Origin of the sequence: Streptomyces davaonensis JCM 4913 (genome assembly GCF_000349325.1) — a bacterium.
Lineage (GTDB): Bacteria > Actinomycetota > Actinomycetes > Streptomycetales > Streptomycetaceae > Streptomyces > Streptomyces davaonensis.
On the sequence record NC_020504.1, the window covers coordinates 8,594,000 to 8,613,073 of the forward strand.

At 70.8% G+C, this 19,074-nt stretch carries 23 protein-coding genes; all 23 read right to left on the reverse strand.

Annotation, left to right across the window (positions count from 1 at the left end; genetic code table 11):
- Positions 1-4 precede the first annotated feature (4 nt).
- The 23 genes from BN159_RS37900 to BN159_RS38005 all read right to left on the reverse strand — a co-directional run bounded on the left by BN159_RS37900 (position 5) and on the right by BN159_RS38005 (position 19,060).
- A complete protein-coding gene (locus tag BN159_RS37900) occupies positions 5-760 on the reverse strand; it encodes an immunoglobulin domain-containing family protein (protein WP_015662350.1) in 756 nt (251 codons plus the stop codon).
- 29 nt (positions 761-789) lie between these two features.
- Positions 790-1,500 (reverse strand): hypothetical protein, encoded by a 711-nt coding sequence (locus tag BN159_RS37905; RefSeq protein WP_015662351.1) that lies wholly within the window; start codon positions 1,498-1,500, stop codon positions 790-792.
- Between the two features lie 21 nt (positions 1,501-1,521).
- Positions 1,522-2,430: a hypothetical protein gene (locus BN159_RS37910; protein ID WP_015662352.1), complete on the reverse strand. Its 909-nt coding sequence runs from the start codon at positions 2,428-2,430 to the stop codon at positions 1,522-1,524.
- A complete protein-coding gene (locus BN159_RS37915) occupies positions 2,427-3,083 on the reverse strand; it encodes a tetratricopeptide repeat protein (protein WP_015662353.1) in 657 nt (218 codons plus the stop codon). The genes BN159_RS37910 and BN159_RS37915 overlap by 4 nt, the downstream gene beginning before the upstream one ends.
- Before the next feature lie 66 nt (positions 3,084-3,149).
- Positions 3,150-3,566, reverse strand: coding sequence for a hypothetical protein (locus BN159_RS37920; RefSeq protein WP_015662354.1), 417 nt, complete (start codon positions 3,564-3,566; stop codon positions 3,150-3,152).
- Positions 3,567-3,673: 107 nt separating this feature from the next.
- Positions 3,674-4,123, reverse strand: coding sequence for a hypothetical protein (locus BN159_RS37925; RefSeq protein ID WP_015662355.1), 450 nt, complete (start codon positions 4,121-4,123; stop codon positions 3,674-3,676).
- Between the two features lie 248 nt (positions 4,124-4,371).
- The gene (locus tag BN159_RS37930; RefSeq protein ID WP_015662356.1) at positions 4,372-6,171 is read right to left on the reverse strand and encodes a hypothetical protein; all 1,800 of its coding nucleotides are present in this window, start codon (positions 6,169-6,171) and stop codon (positions 4,372-4,374) included.
- Positions 6,168-7,373, reverse strand: coding sequence for an AAA family ATPase (locus BN159_RS37935; RefSeq protein ID WP_015662357.1), 1,206 nt, complete (start codon positions 7,371-7,373; stop codon positions 6,168-6,170). Before BN159_RS37935 ends, BN159_RS37930 begins: the two co-directional genes overlap by 4 nt.
- A 129-nt stretch (positions 7,374-7,502) precedes the next feature.
- Positions 7,503-7,724, reverse strand: coding sequence for a hypothetical protein (locus BN159_RS37940; protein ID WP_015662358.1), 222 nt, complete (start codon positions 7,722-7,724; stop codon positions 7,503-7,505).
- A gap of 395 nt (positions 7,725-8,119) precedes the next feature.
- Positions 8,120-8,467, reverse strand: a complete 348-nt coding sequence (locus tag BN159_RS37945) for a hypothetical protein (protein WP_015662359.1) — start codon at positions 8,465-8,467, stop codon at positions 8,120-8,122.
- Positions 8,464-10,101 (reverse strand): hypothetical protein, encoded by a 1,638-nt coding sequence (locus BN159_RS47600; RefSeq protein ID WP_015662360.1) that lies wholly within the window; start codon positions 10,099-10,101, stop codon positions 8,464-8,466. The genes BN159_RS37945 and BN159_RS47600 overlap by 4 nt, the downstream gene beginning before the upstream one ends.
- Before the next feature lie 52 nt (positions 10,102-10,153).
- Positions 10,154-10,960, reverse strand: coding sequence for a DUF317 domain-containing protein (locus BN159_RS37955; protein WP_015662361.1), 807 nt, complete (start codon positions 10,958-10,960; stop codon positions 10,154-10,156).
- Positions 10,961-11,011: 51 nt separating this feature from the next.
- Positions 11,012-11,749, reverse strand: coding sequence for a glycosyltransferase (locus BN159_RS37960; RefSeq protein ID WP_015662362.1), 738 nt, complete (start codon positions 11,747-11,749; stop codon positions 11,012-11,014).
- 80 nt (positions 11,750-11,829) lie between these two features.
- The gene (locus BN159_RS37965) at positions 11,830-12,303 is read right to left on the reverse strand and encodes a hypothetical protein (RefSeq protein WP_015662363.1); all 474 of its coding nucleotides are present in this window, start codon (positions 12,301-12,303) and stop codon (positions 11,830-11,832) included.
- A 121-nt stretch (positions 12,304-12,424) separates the two neighbouring features.
- Positions 12,425-12,709 carry a hypothetical protein gene (locus BN159_RS44410; RefSeq protein ID WP_051113591.1) on the reverse strand — a complete coding sequence of 95 codons (285 nt, stop codon included), beginning with the start codon at positions 12,707-12,709 and terminating at the stop codon, positions 12,425-12,427.
- Between the two features lie 309 nt (positions 12,710-13,018).
- Positions 13,019-13,537: a hypothetical protein gene (locus tag BN159_RS37975; RefSeq protein WP_015662364.1), complete on the reverse strand. Its 519-nt coding sequence runs from the start codon at positions 13,535-13,537 to the stop codon at positions 13,019-13,021.
- A gap of 17 nt (positions 13,538-13,554) precedes the next feature.
- On the reverse strand, positions 13,555-14,556 hold the full coding sequence (locus BN159_RS37980) for a hypothetical protein (RefSeq protein ID WP_015662365.1): 1,002 nt from the start codon (positions 14,554-14,556) through the stop codon (positions 13,555-13,557).
- 86 nt (positions 14,557-14,642) lie between these two features.
- The gene (locus BN159_RS37985; RefSeq protein ID WP_015662366.1) at positions 14,643-15,110 is read right to left on the reverse strand and encodes a hypothetical protein; all 468 of its coding nucleotides are present in this window, start codon (positions 15,108-15,110) and stop codon (positions 14,643-14,645) included.
- A 127-nt stretch (positions 15,111-15,237) separates the two neighbouring features.
- A complete protein-coding gene (locus BN159_RS37990) occupies positions 15,238-15,987 on the reverse strand; it encodes a hypothetical protein (protein WP_041820432.1) in 750 nt (249 codons plus the stop codon).
- Between the two features lie 137 nt (positions 15,988-16,124).
- Positions 16,125-16,415 (reverse strand): hypothetical protein, encoded by a 291-nt coding sequence (locus tag BN159_RS47255; protein ID WP_015662368.1) that lies wholly within the window; start codon positions 16,413-16,415, stop codon positions 16,125-16,127.
- Between the two features lie 267 nt (positions 16,416-16,682).
- Positions 16,683-16,892, reverse strand: a complete 210-nt coding sequence (locus BN159_RS47260; protein ID WP_015662369.1) for a hypothetical protein — start codon at positions 16,890-16,892, stop codon at positions 16,683-16,685.
- 64 nt (positions 16,893-16,956) lie between these two features.
- Entirely contained in the window at positions 16,957-18,471 is a 1,515-nt protein-coding gene (locus BN159_RS38000) for an ATP/GTP-binding protein (protein WP_015662370.1), read from the reverse strand.
- Positions 18,472-18,517: 46 nt separating this feature from the next.
- Complete coding sequence (locus tag BN159_RS38005) at positions 18,518-19,060, reverse strand: hypothetical protein (RefSeq protein WP_015662371.1); 543 nt, start codon at positions 19,058-19,060, stop codon at positions 18,518-18,520.
- Positions 19,061-19,074 lie beyond the last annotated feature (14 nt).

Sequence of the window (19,074 nt, forward strand, 5' to 3'; positions counted from 1 at the left end):
GGGGCTATCGCCGCCGCGCAGACGGCGCGGACGAGGTCGCGGGCGGCGCGACGGGGGTGGTGCCCAGGGCGGGCCGCGTCTGCGGATGACGCAGCACGGTGTCGACGCCCAGCTCGGACAGACGCTCTCCGCTGGCTCGTACGGAGGCGGCCTGGCGGGCGGTGTCGTCGCCCGACAGGACAAGGACGGATCGCGCCGTGTCGAGGACGAAGCCGTGGTCAGTGAGTACCTGGGTGACGTCGGCGCGGTCGGGCTCGTCGACCATGAGTGCACCGTCCGACCAGGTCATGACCAGGCGTTCTGGAGCAGACGATGCCCCCGTGAGCTGCTCGGCGTTCCTGAAGACCTGGCGGGCCGCGACGTAGTAGCGGGGAAGGAGGTCGAAGGTGATGTCCTCGGCCGCGCTGAACGGGTCGGCGTCGACTGCGATTCCGTCGGGCTCGCGTACGCCACGGAATGCCTCAGCCGGTACGTCGTCGGGGGCCAACGCGGCGATGAGGTATCCCTCGGCGTGGCCGAGCGGTTCAGCTACGAACAGGCGCGTTCCGTCGTGCCGCTGCAGCACGGCGCAGTGGTCCACATTGTTATTGGCCAGTGCTTCGGCGACCTCGTTCATGTCCCACACCGCGTCGGTGAGGACGTGGTGGACGTTGAGGCCGCCACGGTCCGGGTGGTAGGTGCTGGTCCAGGCGCCGGGCAGTTCGCCGGCGAGGACGGCAGCGAATGAGCCGAGGCTGGTGTCAGGGGTGGGGTCGTGCATGGGCTCCTCGAAAGGGGAAGGGGGACGGGTCAGCGCCGCGGGTGTGCCGGTGCGGGGGCGGCGGGCACGGCGACGGGGCTGGTGGCCAGGCGCGGCTGTGGCGGCGGGCAGGCGCAGACCGCGGAGGCTTCGCGTTCGTCCGGTCCGATCTCGGCGGTGCACGCGCGGCGCTGGGGGTGGTCCTGGTGCCGGTCGGCGAGGTCGTTGCGCATGTGCGCGAGGTCGGACCACAGGACGCCGAGTCGGTGCTCGGACAGGTACTGCAGCCGCTTCTCTGTGTGCGGATCCGGCGGTTGGCCGAGGTCTTGATAGAAGGCGGCGGTGGCCGCGAAGACCTCGCCGAGGGCGATGAGCACACCGTCGTGGCAGGCGGTCAGTTCGGTCAGGACGTCGGCGACCTCGTCGCTCGTGGTGGCCTCGCGGATCCGCTCGGCGAGGTGTGCGACCTGGGAGCCAAGCGGCGGGTAGTGCGGCTCGCGCATCTCGGTGTCGAAGGCGTCGTCGGCTTCGACACCGTATTTGACGGCGCGCAGCCGGGCGACGGCGCGTGTGGCGAGACGTTTCTCCTCAGCTTCGTCGAGGCCGACGGGCAGGCGGTGGTAGGTCTCGTGGAGGCGGACGACGGGGACGAAGCCGGACCGTTGGAGGATGCTGTGGGCTTCGGGATCCCCGCCGCGGGCGAGGACTTCCCCGGAGTGCACGTCGCGCCCCAGGGTCAGGAAACGATCGGCAAGGGCCAAGAAGGTGTTCTTTCAGATGGGTCAGCGGGCAAGCCGGGTGCCGGTCGGGCCAGTCGTGAGGACGGGCGTGGGCGGCTGGGTTGGCCGTACAGGGCTCGGCCGCGCGGTGGCCGGCAGGGCAGCGGCCATCGATTCGAGACTCTGCTGGATGCCGTACAGGCGGCGAGCGACCATCTCCAACTGGTATGCGTTGTTGGGGCCGTAGGCATCGGGCAGGCCCTCAAGCCGGTGGGCCGCGTGCTCGATGAGGCCGCGCACGGTGGCCAGCGGCCCGGTGCGCTCGTCGGCGAGCTGACGCAGCAGCCCGGCAAGTTGAGACGTGGTGTCGGCGGTGCCGGCCTGTCGGGTGCGCCCCGCGAACTGGGCCTGCTGGAAGGCTTGTTGCGGCTCGGGTCCGGTACGGGGCGAGATGAGTCCCAGCTCGGCCTCGATGCGTCGGCTCTCGGCGGACAGGAGCGCGTGCAGCCGGTGAGGCTGTGCGGTCCAGGTGTCGTCGGGGCGGATGAGGTTGGCGATCAGATCGAGGCGGCCGGGCTGCGCCTGCACGGCGATCCAGCGGCAGCCGTGGTCGTCGCCGGGGCGTTGGATGCCGGCGACCCGGGCGATCCGGTGGGCGATCTCGGACCACTCGGGGCCGGTCAGTTCACGGTCGTCCGGGTGCAGCCGCACGGCCGCGTGCCAGATGGCGGGCCGGTCGCCGTGCGGACTGACCGGGGCGGGGTGGTGCCAGTGGGGGTCGTTCAGGTGCTCGGCGAACTCGGCGGCCGTCCAGGACTGCCCTTCGTCGAGAGGGGAGTACAGGTCCAGGTTGTCCCAGTGGGCGACCACCGTGTGGTCGGTCAGACCCTCTTGGTCACTGACCGGGCGACCGAGGGCTTCGGCGAGCGGCTCGCCGGCGCTGAGTTCGCGCGGTCCAATACGGATGATCATGAAGTGGGGTCCGGGCGGTTGGGGATGAGGAGGGCCAGATCGTGTGCCGTCGTGATCAGGAGGCGTTCGCGTACCAGGTCGGCGTGGACGGCGAGTTCGCCGGGCGGCAGCAGCTCCAGGGCGTGGTCGATGGCGGTGAGGGCCTCGGGATACTGGCCCAGACTGCGCCGGGCCGAGGCCATGCGGAACAGTGCGATCGGATCGTCCAGCCCGCCCTCGGGGAGCAGCCCCACCAGGGCCAGCAGCATGGGTGCTCGTCCGGGGAGGAAGGTGCCCAGCCACACGCCGTGCAGCAGGACGTGCAGGGTCTTGGGGTGGCCGGGTGCGGCGACGAGGACACGGTGCATGACGGCGAGGCCGTCCGAGCGTGACTGTCCCAACCGCGAGAAGGCGTACAGGGCTTCGCTGTACGGGTCCTCGTTCAGCACGCTCACCGGCACCTTGTTCATGAGCGACTCGATGTCACGGCAGCGGAAGTCGTAGCGCAGCGTGCTGAGGTAGAGGTGCCGGTACGTCCGCCAGATCACGGGGTCGGAGCTGGAGTCGGTGACGTGCCCGGGGGTGAGCAGCACCAGCGCGCTGTTGCCGGCGGCGCGGGCTCGCCAGGCGACGTCGGCGCACACCTCGGCCGATTCCTGCCACGTCGCCTCCACATCGCGCAGTGCCTCGGCGAGCAGCGTCGGCCACTCGCTTGCTGCGGCGCGCTCCGAGTGCCCGGGTCACTGGCCGCCCCGGGCGTCAGCGACGTGCACCACCTGGTTGAGGTGGGTGAGCGAGTACCAGCCGCAGTCGACGTCCTCGCCGGCGTCGGCCAGGCGCGGGACCAGATAACTGCGCAGCGCCTGCTGGTAGATGAGGCAGTCCGGACAGCGGCTGGAGAGGTGGACGAGGTAGCGCGGGTGCGCGGTGATGTACGTGCGCGCGCCGCCGACCGGGTCGTACAGGCGCCAGCCGTCCTCGTCGGTCGGGGTGTGCCACGAGGGGGTGACGACCTTGTAGGCGTCGCCCCACAGTTCGCTGCCGGAGGTGCCCTTGAGAATGACGACCTGGTCACCGGGCCGGAAGTGGGCATGGGGGATGTCCCGGTCGGGGGTGACGATGTCACCGGGGGCATGCGGATGGCGGGAAACGGGCACGGCTGGGTTCCTTCCACGAGGTACGCGGGGAGGCGGTGGGAGGAACAAGGATCCGGACGATCCCCGGTTTCGGTAACCGGGGATCGTCGGGTATAAAGCCCCGCGTCCTACCGGAACGGGTTCTCCGTCCCGATGTCGTCCGAGGCGGCGGCGTCCAGGAGTTCGGGCAGGTCAGAGCCCTCAGCGTCCCGCTGATCGATCCACCATCCGGCGCGGGAGACCGTGCGGATCTTGTCCTCCAGGACGGCCCAGTCCGCCTCGTCCCAGGTGCCCTCGCTCACCAGCACGCTGTACGCGGCGGTGACGAGCTGGTGACGGGAACGCTCGCCCCAGTCGATGGCCCGCTCGGGCCCTTCGAGCGGCGGCATGTCGAACTGCTCGGCCCACTCGCGGGCGGCCTGCTTCTCCTCCGCCCGTTTGGCGGCGAGCCAGGCTTCCTTGGATTCCGTGTCGGCGTCGCGGGCGGCCTTCCAGCAGTCCGTGCAGTCGCGGCCTTCGAGCCAGCGGGCAAATCCAGCGCGCCGGTCAGCGGCCCGGTCGGACAGGTTGTGCGTCACTTCGTGTCCACAGCTGTGGACAATCTTCCAGCTCGTAGGGACCCCCGGGGAATTCCGTTTGATGGGCGTTACGTTCGAGGTCGGGCTGCTGGTCTGGGGCTTCAAATCGAGTGCCTTTCGTTGGCGGTTGGGGTGGTGGCCTGCGTCGTTGTGGAGGGTCGTGCATCAGATGCACGATTTATGCGGCGGACGGAGGTGGTCTGGAGTGCTTGGCGGTGGTCTCGGGCGCTTCCGCCTTCTGCGTCGTCTCAGCGTGTCCTGCGGATGGCGTCTGTGGCCGCTGTGGCGATGGCGGCGGGAGCGCTGGAGGGCTGGGGCAGGTGCAGCAAGGTGGTCCCCGGCAAGTGGTGGGACTTTGCGGTGAGGGTGAGCTGGAGTACGGCGCAGCCAGCGGTCGTGAGCTGCTTGACGCGGGTGACGGCTTGAGCGGTTTCGTCGCTGCTGTACCGGGCGTCGGTGACGATCACGAGGAGGCGGCCGGTGCCGGGGCGGCTGAGTTCGAGGCCGTGGTCGAGTGCGTCGATGGCGTCGCCGAGGTTGTGGTGGCCGCCGTTGGCATCGAACGTCGTCACGCGCTCTGGTGCTCGGTGGGTGGGTCGGGTCAGTGCGGTCAGGTGCCTGTCGTAGGCGATGGTGGCGGTGAGGGAGTCGGGGTCGGTGAGGGCTGCTGCGCGTGCCACGATCCAGGCAGCGGACGCGACGGGCGCGCAGGCGGCACGCATGGAGCCGGAGACGTCGACGGCGATACCCACACGCAGCGGTGGGGTGGGGGAGTTGCGGCGGCGGGTGTGGGTGAACGGTTGTGCGGTGGGGATGAACCCGGCCGCGCGTTGAGCGTCGCGGGCGAGGGCCGCGCGCATGTTGAGGCGGCCGGGCGGGGTGGGGCTGGTGGTCCGCTCCTCGGTCCGCTCGCGGTAGGCGGCGGCGCGCAGGGCGCGGCTCAGGCGCGCGGCGGCACTCTGCTCGGCGGCGGTGGGCCTGCGGGTGCCGGTGACTGGGTTGCCGTGGGGCGCCGGTGTGCCGTCGGGGGTGACGGTGGTGCCTCGGGTGTTGAAGACCGACTTGGCGGTGGCGGCGGCTTTGCGTCGCTGGGCGGCCCGCTGGGCGCGGTCCTGTGCCTGCGTCTTGGACTTGGCGGCCATGGCGTTGGTCGCTGCGGCCTGTGCTGCGAGGTCGGCGGCGTCGGTGGCGGCCGTGCTGTCCATGACGACCCCCACGGCGCCGGACAGCAGATCGGTGAGGTTCTCCGGCACGGGCAGGGCGGGGGCCGCGGTGTCCAGGGCGTCGCACCATTCCTGGGCGTGCGCGAGCATGGTCGTGGCGTCGTGGTCGGCGCACTGGTGGGCTGCGGTCCAGATGCGGGTGAGTGTGGCCAACAGGGGCGCGCCCAGCACCTTTTCGCACAGATCGGCGACGGCCCGGGTCTCGCCGGCGTCCAGGATGCCGACGTCCCGGCGGCCGAGGATCAGGGCCGCCACGGCGGCGGCCTGCTCGATGCCCTTAAGGGTGGGGTGGGCGATGTCGGGCATGACCAGGGTGCGGGCGCTGGTGCGCAGGTACGTGCGGTCCGTGGGCCGCGTGATCAGGTGTGCGCCTTCGACGCGGCTCTCCTCCAGCAGGAGCGCGGCCTCGACGACCCGGGGGTTCGCTCCGGCAGGCTGTGTCCAGACGGAGTGGGCCGCGTGCGCGGCCTCGTGGACGAACACTCCCCAGGCGGCGGGATACCGCTCCTCGTCGCCCACGATCCGCGGATGGATCTCGTGGGGCTGGAGCGGGGCGAACAGGCCGGCGTCGAACTCGACTTCGCCCAGCGTGGGGAAGAAGGCGGCCGGTGCGCCGCTGCGCGTGCCGGGGCGACAGGTGACGAGGAGGTCCTGGCGGCCGGAGAGGGCCACCAGCCGATCGCCGAGTTCGGCTCCCACGCGCAGCCACGCGTCCGGGGAGGAACGGGGCTGCGCGGGCGGGGCGCCGTCGTCGTCCCATCGCGCGAGGTCGGCGTCGTCGTCCGGCGTGGTGGCGGGGGACTGGACGTGGTGGTGGGCGCTCATCGCGAGCGGCCCCGGTGCGCGGAGCCGGTGCTGCCCGGGGGCTGCCGGACGGCCGAGGCGGGGAGCTGCTTGCCGAGGGTGAGGGGCGCGACCTCCCTCACGCCGACAGCCTTGATGACGGCGGCGGCGACGGCGTCGCGATCCTCCACAGGAGCGATGCCGACCAGGTTCGCGAGCGCGGCCTTGGTGCCCAGGACGGCCTCGGTCTTCTGGTAGCTGAGCAGTTCCCGCAGTTGGGGGGCCCAGCCCAGCTCGCCGAGATCGACTTGGCGGGAGAGGTGTCGGGCGACCCGGACCACCCGGGCATCGATCCTCAAGGCCAGGGCGAGGTCATAGTCCGTGCCGATCTGGATCTGCACGCTGAACCGGCTCGCGAGCGCCTCCGTCAGCACCGCCCCGTGGACGCCGGGATTGTGGCCCGCCACCACGTAGAAGCCCGGCTCGGCCTTGATGGTCTCGCCCTTGTGGGCCTTGACCTGGATCTGCCTGCGCCCGTCCATCGCGGGATACAGCGCCGCCAGGACCTTCGGTGAGATCAAGGTGGCATCGTCGATCAGCAGGGCGCGGCCCTCGGTCATCGCGGTGACCAGCGGACCGTACTGGAAGACGTAGCCTCCGCTGTCGGCTTGTGTGTACTCGCCGATCAAGTCGCCGACCGTGGTGTCGCCGTCACCGGCGACGGTGAGCAGGTCCGGGAACGCCGCCTCGACCAGACTCGTCTTGCCGGTGCCCGGAGGGCCGTAGAGCAGCACCGGCACGTCGGCGTCGCGCAAGCGATTCAACGCCTCGACGTCGGGCAGATCGGCCAGCTCACGGGGGTGGTAGAGCTGGCCCCCCGCGCGGCGGATCGGACCGGTCTGCCGCGGCGTGGTTGCTGCGGGAGTTGTGGTGCGGGTCGTGGTCGGCTGGGTGCGGGGTGAGTGGGTGCCCGGTGGGCTGATCACCGCGGTCTGCGCGGCTGCGGCGGTTTTCGCGTTCGCGCGGAACTCCGGTTGTCCGGTTCCGCTTTGGTCGGCCTCGCCGCGTCGCACCAGGGTGAGGGCGGCGTTGCGGACGGCGCCGTGGGAGTGACCGAGCTGCCTGGCCATGTCCCCGATGGTGAGCGTGTCCGCCGGCCGGTCGGCCAGTAGTCGGGCGACCTTGGCCCGTAGTTCGCCGCCCTTGGTGCGCGCTGGGCTGGTAGGCGGTCCGGGTGTGGTCAATGAGGGTCCTTCAACAGGTGTGGGTGCGGGCGGGGTTGGCGATGCGCTGGAGGGGCTGGCCGCTCCCGGAGCGGATCACGGACTGTGCCGACGTCGGTGACCGGGCCAACCGGGGCGTTCCGTTGGCGCTCACCGGTCGACCGAGGGCTCGGTCCAGGCGCAGGGGGTGGCCGGCGACGAGCAGCTCGCTGGCTGCCGAGCAGGCCCGTGCGTCCGCTCCGTACGGGGTTCCGTCGCTCGGCAGGCGCAGCCTGGCGTCTCTTCGAAGCCGGCCTGGAGCAGGATCCGCCGGGCGGCGGCGTTGTAGCCGGTGGTGGTGATCTCGCCGGTGATGGTGTGCCGGATCGTCATGAACGGCTCTGCTGGTGCTTCGGGCAAGGCGGATCTCCTATCGGTGGTGGCGGGAAAGTGGTGGAGTGTTGGGCGAAGGCGAGGCGGGCCCGGAGCTTTCAGCACGTCAACGGTGCGTGGCTGGACCACGAACGATGGGCAATGACTGCCGACATGCTCCAGGGCGGGCCTCACCGCCCCGCAGCTACCTGACTCGTCTTTCCGCACGTTCTGATAGCCGGGTGTACCAACAACAGCCATGCTCTTAGTGATCTCCTTGCGGTGACAGGCAGTTCAGGGGTTATGGGCAGGTATGCGCTGATCGTGCGGACGGATTGTGGGGCTCAGCCACGCGCGGCACGGGCCGGCATGCGGCGATGCCGACCCCGGCGGCGTGTGGCGCCTGAAACGGCGGGTCAGCGCCGTTGCCGCCGCGGGGTGCCGGCGGGTGCGGACTGTGTGGTCATGGCGGTCTTCGTGCGGCGTGGCGCCGATGCGGACGCAGCGGGCGGGACGGCGCGCAGGTCAGGGTCGAGGTCGACGCTGTAGCGGGCGGCGGCGAGCATCTCGGCGGCCCACGTGGCGTGCTCGTTCTCCCAGGTGCGGCCCAGGTCGAACGGCAGCCGGATCCAGACGCCGTGCAAGGTGGGGTAGGTGTCGAACCCGGCGCGTTTGAGGACGCTTGCGGCGAAGCCGTCGACCGGGCCCTCGACGTCGACTTCGCCGCCCTGGCCGCGGGTGATGCGGATCGGCTCGTTGCTCATCGGCTCCGCCCCTTCCCGACTGCCTGGGTATGGCCGCCCACCGGTACGGCGCCGGGCTGGGGCAGAAACTCAGGGAGCGCGGTGGTCGGGGCGCCGCGTTGCTGCGGGGAGCGGGTAGCGGCTGCCTGCGCGATGCCGTTGCGACGCTCCATCAGCCCGTTGCGCACGGCCAGCCGGGGCGGAGAGGCGCTGCGGCCGGGGTCGAGGCTGTAGTCGGCGTGGACTTCATAGCCGTGACGTCGAAGGTCGTGAACGGCCTGGCGGGTACGGCGGATCCCGTCCTGCTCGGGGTTGGTGAGCCGGTACAGGCCCGGAGTGCCGGGCACGGGCTCGAACTGCTCGCGCACGAGGAACCAGTTGGCGAGGTGTGCGGGGATGTTGGCTGTGGCGGCGGCCACGAATCCGTAGTCGGGGTGGGCGCCGAAGCGGAAGTGGTCGGACAGGAGAGAGGAATCCTTTCTGGAATGGTCAGCGGTGCGCTGCCGCGGCGCGGGGCGGGCGGTGAGCAGCCGTGGGCTGGGCGCGGACAGAGCCGCCGGCCCGCCCGGCACGGCCGCGCGGACCTGACGCTCGAACGCCTCGCTGTCGGCGAGCCAGGTCTCGATGGCTGGGAGGACGGCGAGGCCCATCTGCCCGCGGACCTGGCTCCACTCGTGGGCCGGCAGCGTCCGGGGAATCGAGTACAGCTCGTGCCGCAGGCCGTTCCACTCGTCCCACGTGTCCTGACTGTGGGCGTGTGCCTCGCGAAGCCGGGTCAGCGCTGCACCGTCGTCGGGCCAGGCGGTGGCGGCGGGACGGCAGCGCGAGAGGAGAAGCGGCGCGTGTTCGAGCACGTGACGGAACTCCAGCCAGGCGTGGTCTGCGAAGCCCCGTTCCATTCCGGCGATCAAGCGGGAGTCGCCGAGCGGCACTGCGTCGCTGTACCGGCCGGAGTCCTTGATTGCCTTCAAGATCTGGTGTTCTTCCCGGATACGTTCCAGCGCCGACAGGACGGTGTTCAGGTCCCGGTGGTGCAGGGCGCGACGGTAGGTGGGCAGGAACGTGTGGGTCACGGCATGTGCGGCGAGGCCCGGGTCGGCGGGCAGCACCATGCTGCCCGGCGTGGCCGGATCTTCACGGACGTCTTCCTTCTCGTGGTCGGTGAGCGCGCCGAGGAGGTAGCCGCTGCGGTGGCCGGGGCGTTCGATCAGCAGTAGCTCGGTGCCGGTGCCGTTCTTCAGTACGGACGCGAACGGGATGCGGTGGTCTTCGAGGGCTTGGTGGATCTCGCCGGCTTCCCAGAGCCCGTACCAGAGGTCTTCCTGCCACAGCGGGTGGGCGTAGATCTCCAGCTCGGCGCCCCAGGTGCCGGGCAGCCGGGCGGCGATCTCGATGCCGATGTCGCCGAGGTACGGCCGAGAGCTGGTGACCAGGGTGGCGCCGTATTCGTGGGCGCGGTGCACCAGAGCGCTGGCGGTACGCCGGGCGGCCTGCGCGTCGGCCAGTGAGGCGGTGTACGCGCCGTTGGACAGGCGGCTGAACCTGGATGCTTCGAGGACCTGGTTGGCCTGGGGGTAGTTCTCGCCGGAGGCGACGGCGACGAGTCCCAGCGTCCGGCTGGTGCTGAGGGTGATCTCGGTGGAGGGGGTGGGCATCAAGGTCCTGGTGAGTCGAGCCCGCGGGCACCCTCGTCCAGACGGACGGGGCTCAGCGGGTCTTCGGGGCGCGCTTGGGCTCAGGGCTGCGCGCTGGTTCGGCGGGCGATGGCCGTGCCGCGGGAGGCCGAGGCGACGGGATGTGCTTGATGGTCACCAGGGGCACGACGGCTTTGGGGAACGGGAAGGCCGTGGAGCGCAGGATGGGCTGGGGATCGAGGGTCTTGGCGACGACCGCATGCATGAGGAAGTCGGGCGCCTGCTGTGTGAAGGAGATGTCCCACAGGTGACCGAGGTCGTCCGGGGAGGCGGCTACGTGCCAGGCGATGGATGCGTCGCCGTGGATGGGAGGCGCCGTCGAGTCCGGCGGGCGGCCGATCACGGCGGCCTGCCCGTCGCGTGAGATGAATCCGGAGAGTCCGGAGGCGTCGAAGTGGCTCCAGGCGTCGATGTCGACCAGCAGCTCGAACTGGCCCGGTTCTGCGCCGATGCCGTAGACGACGTGATCCGGGTCGGCGTCCAGTTCAGCTGCCAGGGTGCCCAGGAGTGTGGAGACAAACTTGATCGGCACGGCGCCGCTGACGCTCGTGTGCCATCGCTCGGACGCGTCCTCGTCGCTACGGGCCGAGATCACCATGTGGGGGCCTCGTCCAACGGCCGTCTGGTCGTGGCGGATGGTGACGCGCCGGCAAGGACTGGTAACGGTCAACGACGAGTTGTCCGTCTGCGTGCTCCACCCTGTCTCCTCGGCGAAGACGTCCAAGAAGTCGTGGTGGGTGGTGGGGAGACTGGCGGCCAAGTAGCGGGGAGAGATGAGGACCTTCTCCCGGGGGCGGTCCTGAGCGGGGGTGTCGGGCATAGGTGCCTTCGGTAGGTAGGAGTGGGGCGGGGGGTGAGCGGGCCGTCTCAACTACGCGGCGGCAGAGGCGGCATCGCGTAGCGACGAGGATGCGGCGCGCAGGTTGACACCAAATCGATGGGCAAAGGCCCGCGCCCTCGCCTCCAGCTGGTCGTACGAGTCCTGCGCTGTCATCTGCCCGGCGTGCTTGCGGTACCGGTAGACCGGCACGGGCAGCACGATGCCCGGGGCGAGGCAGGTGACCGCGAGCGTGCAGTAGTCCTCGCCCTGGACGAGCCCGCCCATGGGAGCCGCACGCACCAGGTCGGTACGGGCGAGGATGGTGGTCGGGCCGAGCGGGATGGTGTCAGCGGGGTCCTTCCAATACCGCCACACGTCCCCGGCCTCGTGCCGGCCCGGCGGAGTCGGGGGCCGCCACAGGGTCGTGGCCCCGTCAGGGTGGAGGTCCTGGCTGTATCCGGCGCACCAGCCCACCCCGGTTTCCTCCAGGGTGCGCAGCCGCAGCGCCATGGCCCAGTCGGTGAACTCATCGTCATCATCGGCCCAGTTCAGGTACTCGGTCCGAACTTCCGTGAGCGCGAAGTTCCGGGCGCACGCCGCACCCACCGGGCGCGGCAGGACGAGGGCGCGGACTCGGGAGTCGGCGGCGAGAGCGGCGGGCAGCCGGGCGGGGTCGGCGCCGTCGAGGGCGACGACGGCCTCCCACGGCACGCTCTGACGGCAGAGGCTGGCGTGCATGGCCGTGAGGAACGCGAGGCGGTCCGGGCGGAGTTGGGTGGCGATGACCACGGTGATCTTCGGGTGGGAGTGCGGGGACAGCGGGTTCTCCGGGCGGTGCGGCGGTCGGGGACGGTGCGGGATGGCCGGGGCTAGCGGCGAGCGGCCTTGCGGGGCGCGGGCGCCGATGCGGACGCGGCCGTGGACAGACGCGGGGTGGCGCGCGGCGCAACGATCGGGGCCCGGGAGTCCGGGTGCCACGCACCCGAACTGGCGGCGATTCGGCAGCGTGGATCGGTGTCCCACGCGACGACGGGACCGCGTTCGTACGCCTGCAGGGCGATCACCTCGATGCCGTGCGGGTGCAGGACGTACGCCCACTCCAGATCGTCGGTGCCGTCCTGCGTGATCAGCTCACGCTCGGCCGGACTGCCGTCCGCGCAGACCACGTTGGTCATCTGACGGCTGGGGTACTCATCGCCCCCGGTCAGGGAGCGGCGCAGAGCGGGGGGAGCGCCGTCGAGGAGGTCGGTGCCCAGCTCGTCCCAGCTGTGTTCCACGTCGTCGATCAAGTGGCGGGCCATGGCCTCCAGGTCGCCGGCGAACCGGTGCTGGTAGGCAGCCAACAGCAGCGGGAGTTTGCTGTCGGGTAACCGTCGAAGTGGACGTACATGCCGGCGTATCCGTCGGCGGTGGGGCGGGCAATGACAGAGCGGGTGGACAGGTCGGTCTCCTGAAATGGGGCGGTCAGTGCGCGCGGGGACGCGTCGGCGCTGCCGCGATGGGCGACGGCGTGGGTCCGGGCGTCGCCGCGCGCGCGATGGTCTTCGGCGGGGTGGTGGCCGGGATCGGCCGGTCGGGCGCCCAGAGGCTGGTGGTGTCGCGGAACCGCGCGCGGGGGTCAGTGCCCCAGGCGACGACCGGACCGCGTGCCGCTCCGGGCGCGCTGATCACTTCGATACCCGCCGGGTGCAGGACGTAGCCCCAGCTCAGGCGGGACGCAGTTCGCTCGGTGTAGAGGAGCGGGGGCAAGGTCGGGTGGGCCGGGTACCGTCGGCCGGGTTCGTTGCGTCCGCCGGACAGGTGCTCGCGCAGCGCATCGGGTGCGCCGTCCAGGAGGTCGGTGCCGAGGAAGGACCAGCCCTCCGGCGCCTCTTCGATGAGGTACGCGGTCAGGGCGTCGGTGTCCCCGGCGAAGCGATGCTGATGTGCGGCGAGCAGCAGGGGCAGGTGATGGCTGGGGTAGCCGTCCCAGTGGACGTACGTGCCGGCATAGCCGGTGCCGGTGGGACGGGCGATGACAGAACGAGTGGACAGAGGGACTTCCTGTCGTGGGCGGGGTCAGCGGGCGGATCGGCGCGCGGGCGCAAGCGGTGCGACAGGAGCCGCCGGTACGGCCCGCGGGGGCTGCGCGGATGCTGACCGGTTCGTGCGCCGGTAGGTGCTGGCCAGGTGGTCCTCGCTCAAGTAGGCGAGTTGATCACCGAGTGCTGACAGCTCCTCGGCGTGCTGGCGGTAGCGCGCTGCGATGCCTGGTTCATGGTTGTGCTCGCACCATTCGGCCGCGGTCTCCAGGAACGTGTGCAGCTCGCCGAGGCCACTGCGTCCGTCGCCGAGGACGGCCTGCGCAACGGTGTTCAACTCGGCTGCTGTGCGTACCCGGTAGAGCTGACGGGTCCAGTCGATGATGCTCTGACCAGCCTCGTCGTCGGGGAGCGAGGTGCTGAACTCCCGTGCGTCGTAGGCGGCCCAGCGATGCAGGTCGTCGGCGGTCGGCCGATCGTCCCGATGGGCCATGATTTGCTCGGCGGTGCGGCCGACGTTGTCGTACAGCTCGAAGTCGGGGTGTGGCAGGGACAAGGGACTCCTCCGGTCGGCTACGCGCGGTCCGTCGGCGCGGAGCCGACGGGCGGACCGGAGGCGTCGGTGCGGGCGCACGTGTAGCCGATCAGTCGGGACGGGGCAGCCTTCGCGGGCACGGTGGCTGCGTCTGCGCAGACGAACGTGTACGTCACCGACGTGCGGGGGATGCCGTGCAGCCAGGCGTTGTCGTCCTTGTCGGGGTTGATCTGGAGCCCGGAGTGCGCGACGGCGTCGGTCTGCGTGTGGGTGTGGGCGAAGAGCACCAGTGCGCCGCCGTCGCTGGTCTTCAGCGCGTAGGCGTCCGTGAAACGGTTGGTGCCCTCGGAGAAGACGGTGGTGCCCAACTTCCCGAACTTGCGGGTGGTTTCGTCGTGGACCTTGATCTGCTGCTGGCTGGCCTTGGTCGGGTCGAAGACCTTGGTGCCGGTGTTCCTTCCGCCGGTCGCGAAGTTGTCGATCACTGCGGTGCGCAGCAGGTTGGCGTCGGCCGCGAGCTGGTTGTTGCCGGTGGCGGCGACCGCGGTGGCGTAGCCGTTCTTGTCGAGTGCGATGTCCGGCAGTGTCTTGCTGTCGAGGTCGACGACGGAGACCAGCTCCCAGCGCTTGTTCTTCGGCTGCTCGGCGAAGACGGCGATGCGGCCCGGGTCCTTGCCCTTCTCGCCGGAGAGCGCGGCGGCGAACCAGCGGTCCTGGCCTGTGGTGAAGCGCGGGATGTACAGCTTGGCGCTGGAGGTGTCGTACGACCACGGCTTGTACGGCTTGCGGTCGGCCTTGGGCAGGCCCTCGGTCTCGGTGTAGTCGGAGACGGACATCGCATACAGCGGGCCGTCCTCGACGGTGTCGAGCAGGGTCCGGTCGCGCTGCGCGTTGGCCTCGTTGTTGATCTTCGAGTAGTTGGTGATGACGGCGCGGGCCTGCGCGTCACTGAGCGCGGCCACCGGCTTCGGCGCGGCGGGCGTAGCGGGGTTGTTCTTCGCGGACGGGGCGTCGTCGCTGCTGCAGGCGGTGGCGGCCACGGTGAGCAGCGCGGCACAGGCGAGCAGGGGAAGGGCGCGGCGGGCGGTGTGGATGGGTGTTCTCCAGGATCTGGGTGGGGAAAGGATCAGCGGCGGCGGGAGGTAGCAGAGCTGGGAGGGGTGACGGGGGTGGCGCTGGTCGCGCGGGGGCTGCGGTTCGGCGTCGGCGGAGCGGTGAGCCGGTCGGCCTCCTGATGGAGCCGGCCGCCGGCCTGGTTCAGCTGACGGCGTGTGCTGTCGATCCGGGCGTACAGCTGGGAGCGCTCGGACTCGATGGCCGTGGTGCGCTGCGGGGAGCGGGGAAGAGAGCCGAGCTGGTGGAGGACGCCGGCGTGGGCGACGGCTTTGGCGAGGTCGGCCATGGCGTGCCCCAGGGCGCCCACCGTGAGCGTGAGCCGGGTGACCTGGCGGCGGGTGATGTCGGCTTCCGGGTTGCGACCGCGGTGCACGGTGCGCGCGGCGAAGGCTGCCGCGGTGGTGAGGTGGGTGATCAGTCCGGCGATGTCGCGAGTGCTGTCGTCGAGGTCATCGAGGTTGTCGACGCCGGAGTACACGGAGTCGGTGAGCGGCAGCTCGTCGGCCGCGTTGTGGATACGCTCGGCCAGCGAGTGCAGCTGGCTGACCGGGTCGTAATGGAAGGGCAGATGGACTCCTGATCGTGTGCGGCGGGTGACGGCGCAGTCAGCGAGTTCGGGGGCCTGGACGGCCGGCCGGCGGTACGGCAGGAGCGTGTGACCCCGTGAGCGGGGACATCTGTGCTCTCGTGGCAGCCGCTTGACCTGGTGGTACGCGGCGACGGGGGGCTTCGCGCGGGGGTGAGGTGCTCGGCACCGCGTCGGGGGCGCCGAAGGGGTGCGAGCCGCCGAGGAGAAAGGGGTTGCCGTCGAGTTCGTCGAGCCATTTGAGGAGCTTGGGAAGGTTCTTGTCGGGCCCGTACGCGAGGTAGGTGCCGTCGGCGCTGTCGCAGCCGAACCACTCGGCGATCCCCAGACGGGACCGGGAGTTGACACGGCCCATGTGCACGCCCTTGCCGCGGGCCTTCGCCTCGCGGGCCAGCCGTTCGGCCACCGTGCCGAGTTTCCACTCGGTCGATCCGGCCAGGAAGAGGACGTCGAGGCTGTCCCAGGGCAGCAGCCCGGGTTTATCGCATCCGTCCTGTGCCGCGAAGGCCGCGGGGACGCCCAGCTCTCGGATGCGGGCCAGCCACGGCAGCGACTCGGTGAGGGTGCCGGCGGCGTCGAACGGCTGGTCCGGGGCGAGCGCCCACAGACAGCGATCCGGCCCGTACCTCTCGATGGTTCGCGTCAGCCAGGCGAACCACGCTTCAGCGCCGGGCCAGTAGCGGCCCTTGCCGTCGCTGCCGAACTTGGAGTTGTCGCAGGCATACAGGGCGCCTTCGGGGATGCGGCTGCCTTGCGCGGGGGTGGTCATACAGCCGATGCGCCCCGCGCTCATCGCGGCCCGTATGTCAGGCCCCGAGGGAGTTCCGAGGTAGCGCAGTGTGCACCTTCCAGGCGGTGAGGTAGACCGTCATCCGGGCGAGGGCGAGGGCGAGGGCTAGGGCGCGGTCAGCGGTGATCGCTGTGGACGGCCGTGGGCAGCGAGGGCGGCAGCACGGCGGTCGTGGTCGGTGCGGCGTGGTGCAGGTTCACCCCGATGCCCTGCTCGGCGAGTCGGCGGGCGACTGCCGGAATTCGCAGAGCATGGCCGTCTTCGCCGTACGCAGCGGGCAGCAGGAAGGCTGCCTGGTGTGGGTGGTACTGGAATCCGTGTGCGTACAGCGTCATCCGCGCCTGCTCCGGCACGCTCCCGTACGGCGCTCCGAGGGCTCCGTCGTCGTACCAGGTCAGCGTCACCACTTGGGCAACCTGCGGCGGAGTCGGCCGGTGCGGGGGCTCGGGCTGCTCGGCCGCGTTTCGGCGTACGGCTTGCAGCGCTCGCTCGTAGCGGGGAAGGAGCCGGCGGGCGATTCGGGTGGCGGCGCGTACGGGATCGTTGGGGACGGCGATGCCGTTCGGCTCGGCGACGCCGACGAAGTGGTGGGGCTTGACGCGGGCGTCGTTTGGTTCGAGTGGGGCTACGACGAACTGGTGAGGGTGCAGCGGACGGTCGGTGACGTAGAGGCGTCAGCCGCCGGGGCCGTGGAGGACGGCGTCGTGGGTGAGGACGAACTCGCTGACCACCCAGTCGACATGACCGAGGTCCCAGAGCTGTTCGGCGATGGGGAACTGGTCTTTATAGGCGGCGTGGTGGTGGTATTCGCTGTTCCAGCTACCCGGCAGGCGGAAGGCCAGGTCGGTGGCGAAGGCGTTCAGGTCGGTGCGGGCTGGGGGCATGGGTTCCCGTTGGTGTGGGCTGAAAAGTCGCAGGTGGCAGCCGGTGCGGTCGGAATTCTTGGGGTCAGTGCATGCGGGCGTCGGTGTCGAAGAGCGCCAGCTCGTGGGGGTGCAGGAGGTGCTGCACGATGAAGCTGCGCCCGGCGACCTTCCAGAGCCCTCGGCCGCGGTTGAGGTGGGAGATCGCGTCGGCCTCCACCGACGTGAGCCCCAGCAGCGCTGCGGCAGCGTGGAGTTGGTCGGTCTCTTGGCGGTAGATGATCCGGGTGGAGCAGTCGGCGAGCAGGCCCTCGGCGAGTGCCCGACCGCGCGATCCGGCGTCGCCGGCGGTGAGCAGGTCGGACAGCCGGTGGATGACCATGAGGTTGGCGATGCCCAGGCCGCGGCTCAGCTTCCACTGGGACTGCATCCGCTGCAGCAGGCCGGGGTGGCGCATCAGGCGCCAGGCTTCGTCGTAGACGATCCAGCGCCGGCCGCCGTTCGGGTCGGACAGCGCGGATTCCATCCACGCGGAGGCGCAGGTCATGGCGAGGACGAGGGCGGTGTCGTCGCCGGATCCGCCCAGGCGGGACAGGTCGATGGTCAGCATGGGCGAGTTGGGGTCGAAGGCCACGGTGCTGGGGGCGTCGAACATGCCGGCGAGGTCGCCGTGCACGAGGCGGCGCATGGCGTGAGCGAGATCGCGGGAGGCGTCGCCGAGACGGCCGGACATGACGCCGCCGACCCGGTCGAGTTCGTCGGGGTTGTTGAGGGTGGCGGCGATGTCGCCGAGCAGCGGGGTGCGTCCCCTCGCGGCGGCGCGGGCGACGACGGCGTCCAGGGCGACGTCGAGACCGGTGTGCTCCATCGGCAGCAGGTCCCGCCCGAGCACGGTACGGGCCAGGGAACCGAGCAGCAGCAGGCGGCGCTTGCGGATCTCGCCCGCCCAGTCGGACGCGGAGACACTGTTGGGCCGCGGTGCTGCGTCCAGCGGGTTGAGCTTGCCGGGCAGTCCCGGTCCGAGGGCGATGGAGGTGCCGCCCAACGCCTGTGCCACGGGCGTCCATTCGCCCTTCGGGTCGCACGGGACGTATACGCGGTAGCCGAAGGCGATGGACCGCAGCGCGAAGCTCTTGGCGAGGGCGGACTTGCCCTGCCCGATCACGCCGGCCAGCAGGACGTTCGGGTTGGTGAAGCCCTCGATCTTGCCGTACAGCGCGAACGGATCGAAACAGAAGGACGCCTCCGCGTGGACGTCGCGGCCGATGTAGATGCCCTCGGTGCCCAGGCCGCCCTCGGCGAGGAACGGGTACGCCCCGGACGCGGTGGCGGTGGTCATGCGGTGGGCAGGCAGCTTGATCTTGTTGTTATGGGAGGAAGCGGGGCCGGGGCGTCCGGCCGGCGGGAAGATCGGCGCCGGCATCTCGTGCTCGGCCGCGCCGGTGCCGCTGGTATGGGCGGCAGCTTCCGTGCGTGCCTTCGCGGCGGCCTCGGCGAGCTGGCGGCGGGCGGCCTTGCGGGAGGCGCGATCGGTGCCGTGCGGGGTGAACAGCGGGCTGGCGCTGGCGCGGCGGGCTCGGCGAGCGGGCCGGTGACTCATGACGGGGTGGCTTTCACGTGACGGAGTTCAGGACGCACAGCGCAGGTCAGACGCGCGGGGAGGCGCTGAACAGAAGCGGCTTGCGGTAGCCCGCGCCGTCTCCGGACCAGTCCAGCTCGATGTAGCCGTCCGCGAGGTACTGGTACCGGCCGCTGGCCTTGGTCTTGAGCGTTCCCGTCTTGTAGGAGCCGTTGCCGTTGCCGCTGCTGTGTTCGAGGGCGTGTTCCAGGTACGTGTAGTTGGCGTACTTCACGACCGGGTCCGTGCCGGCGGTGGACTTCTTGGTCTGCAGGTGGAAGCGCGCCTTGTTGAAGGTGAGGCTGGTGTGCTGGGTGCTCGCGTAGGGGCCGTCCCAGTAGACCGTGGCGGTGGTGTAGATGTAGCCGCCGTTCCGCTTGGCGCAGAGCTGGACGTCGAAGTCCCAATTGTCGGAGTCCGGGCCGGTGTACGACGGGTCGTCGACCGTGTAGCTGCTGGTCGTGCAGTGATAGCTGGCGGCGGAAGCCGGCGCGGCGGAGGCCAGGGCCGCGGTGCCGGCGAGCGTGGCGACGATGACGGCGGTGGAGGTGGAGCGCTTGAGCTTGCGCATGCAGGGCCTTTCGG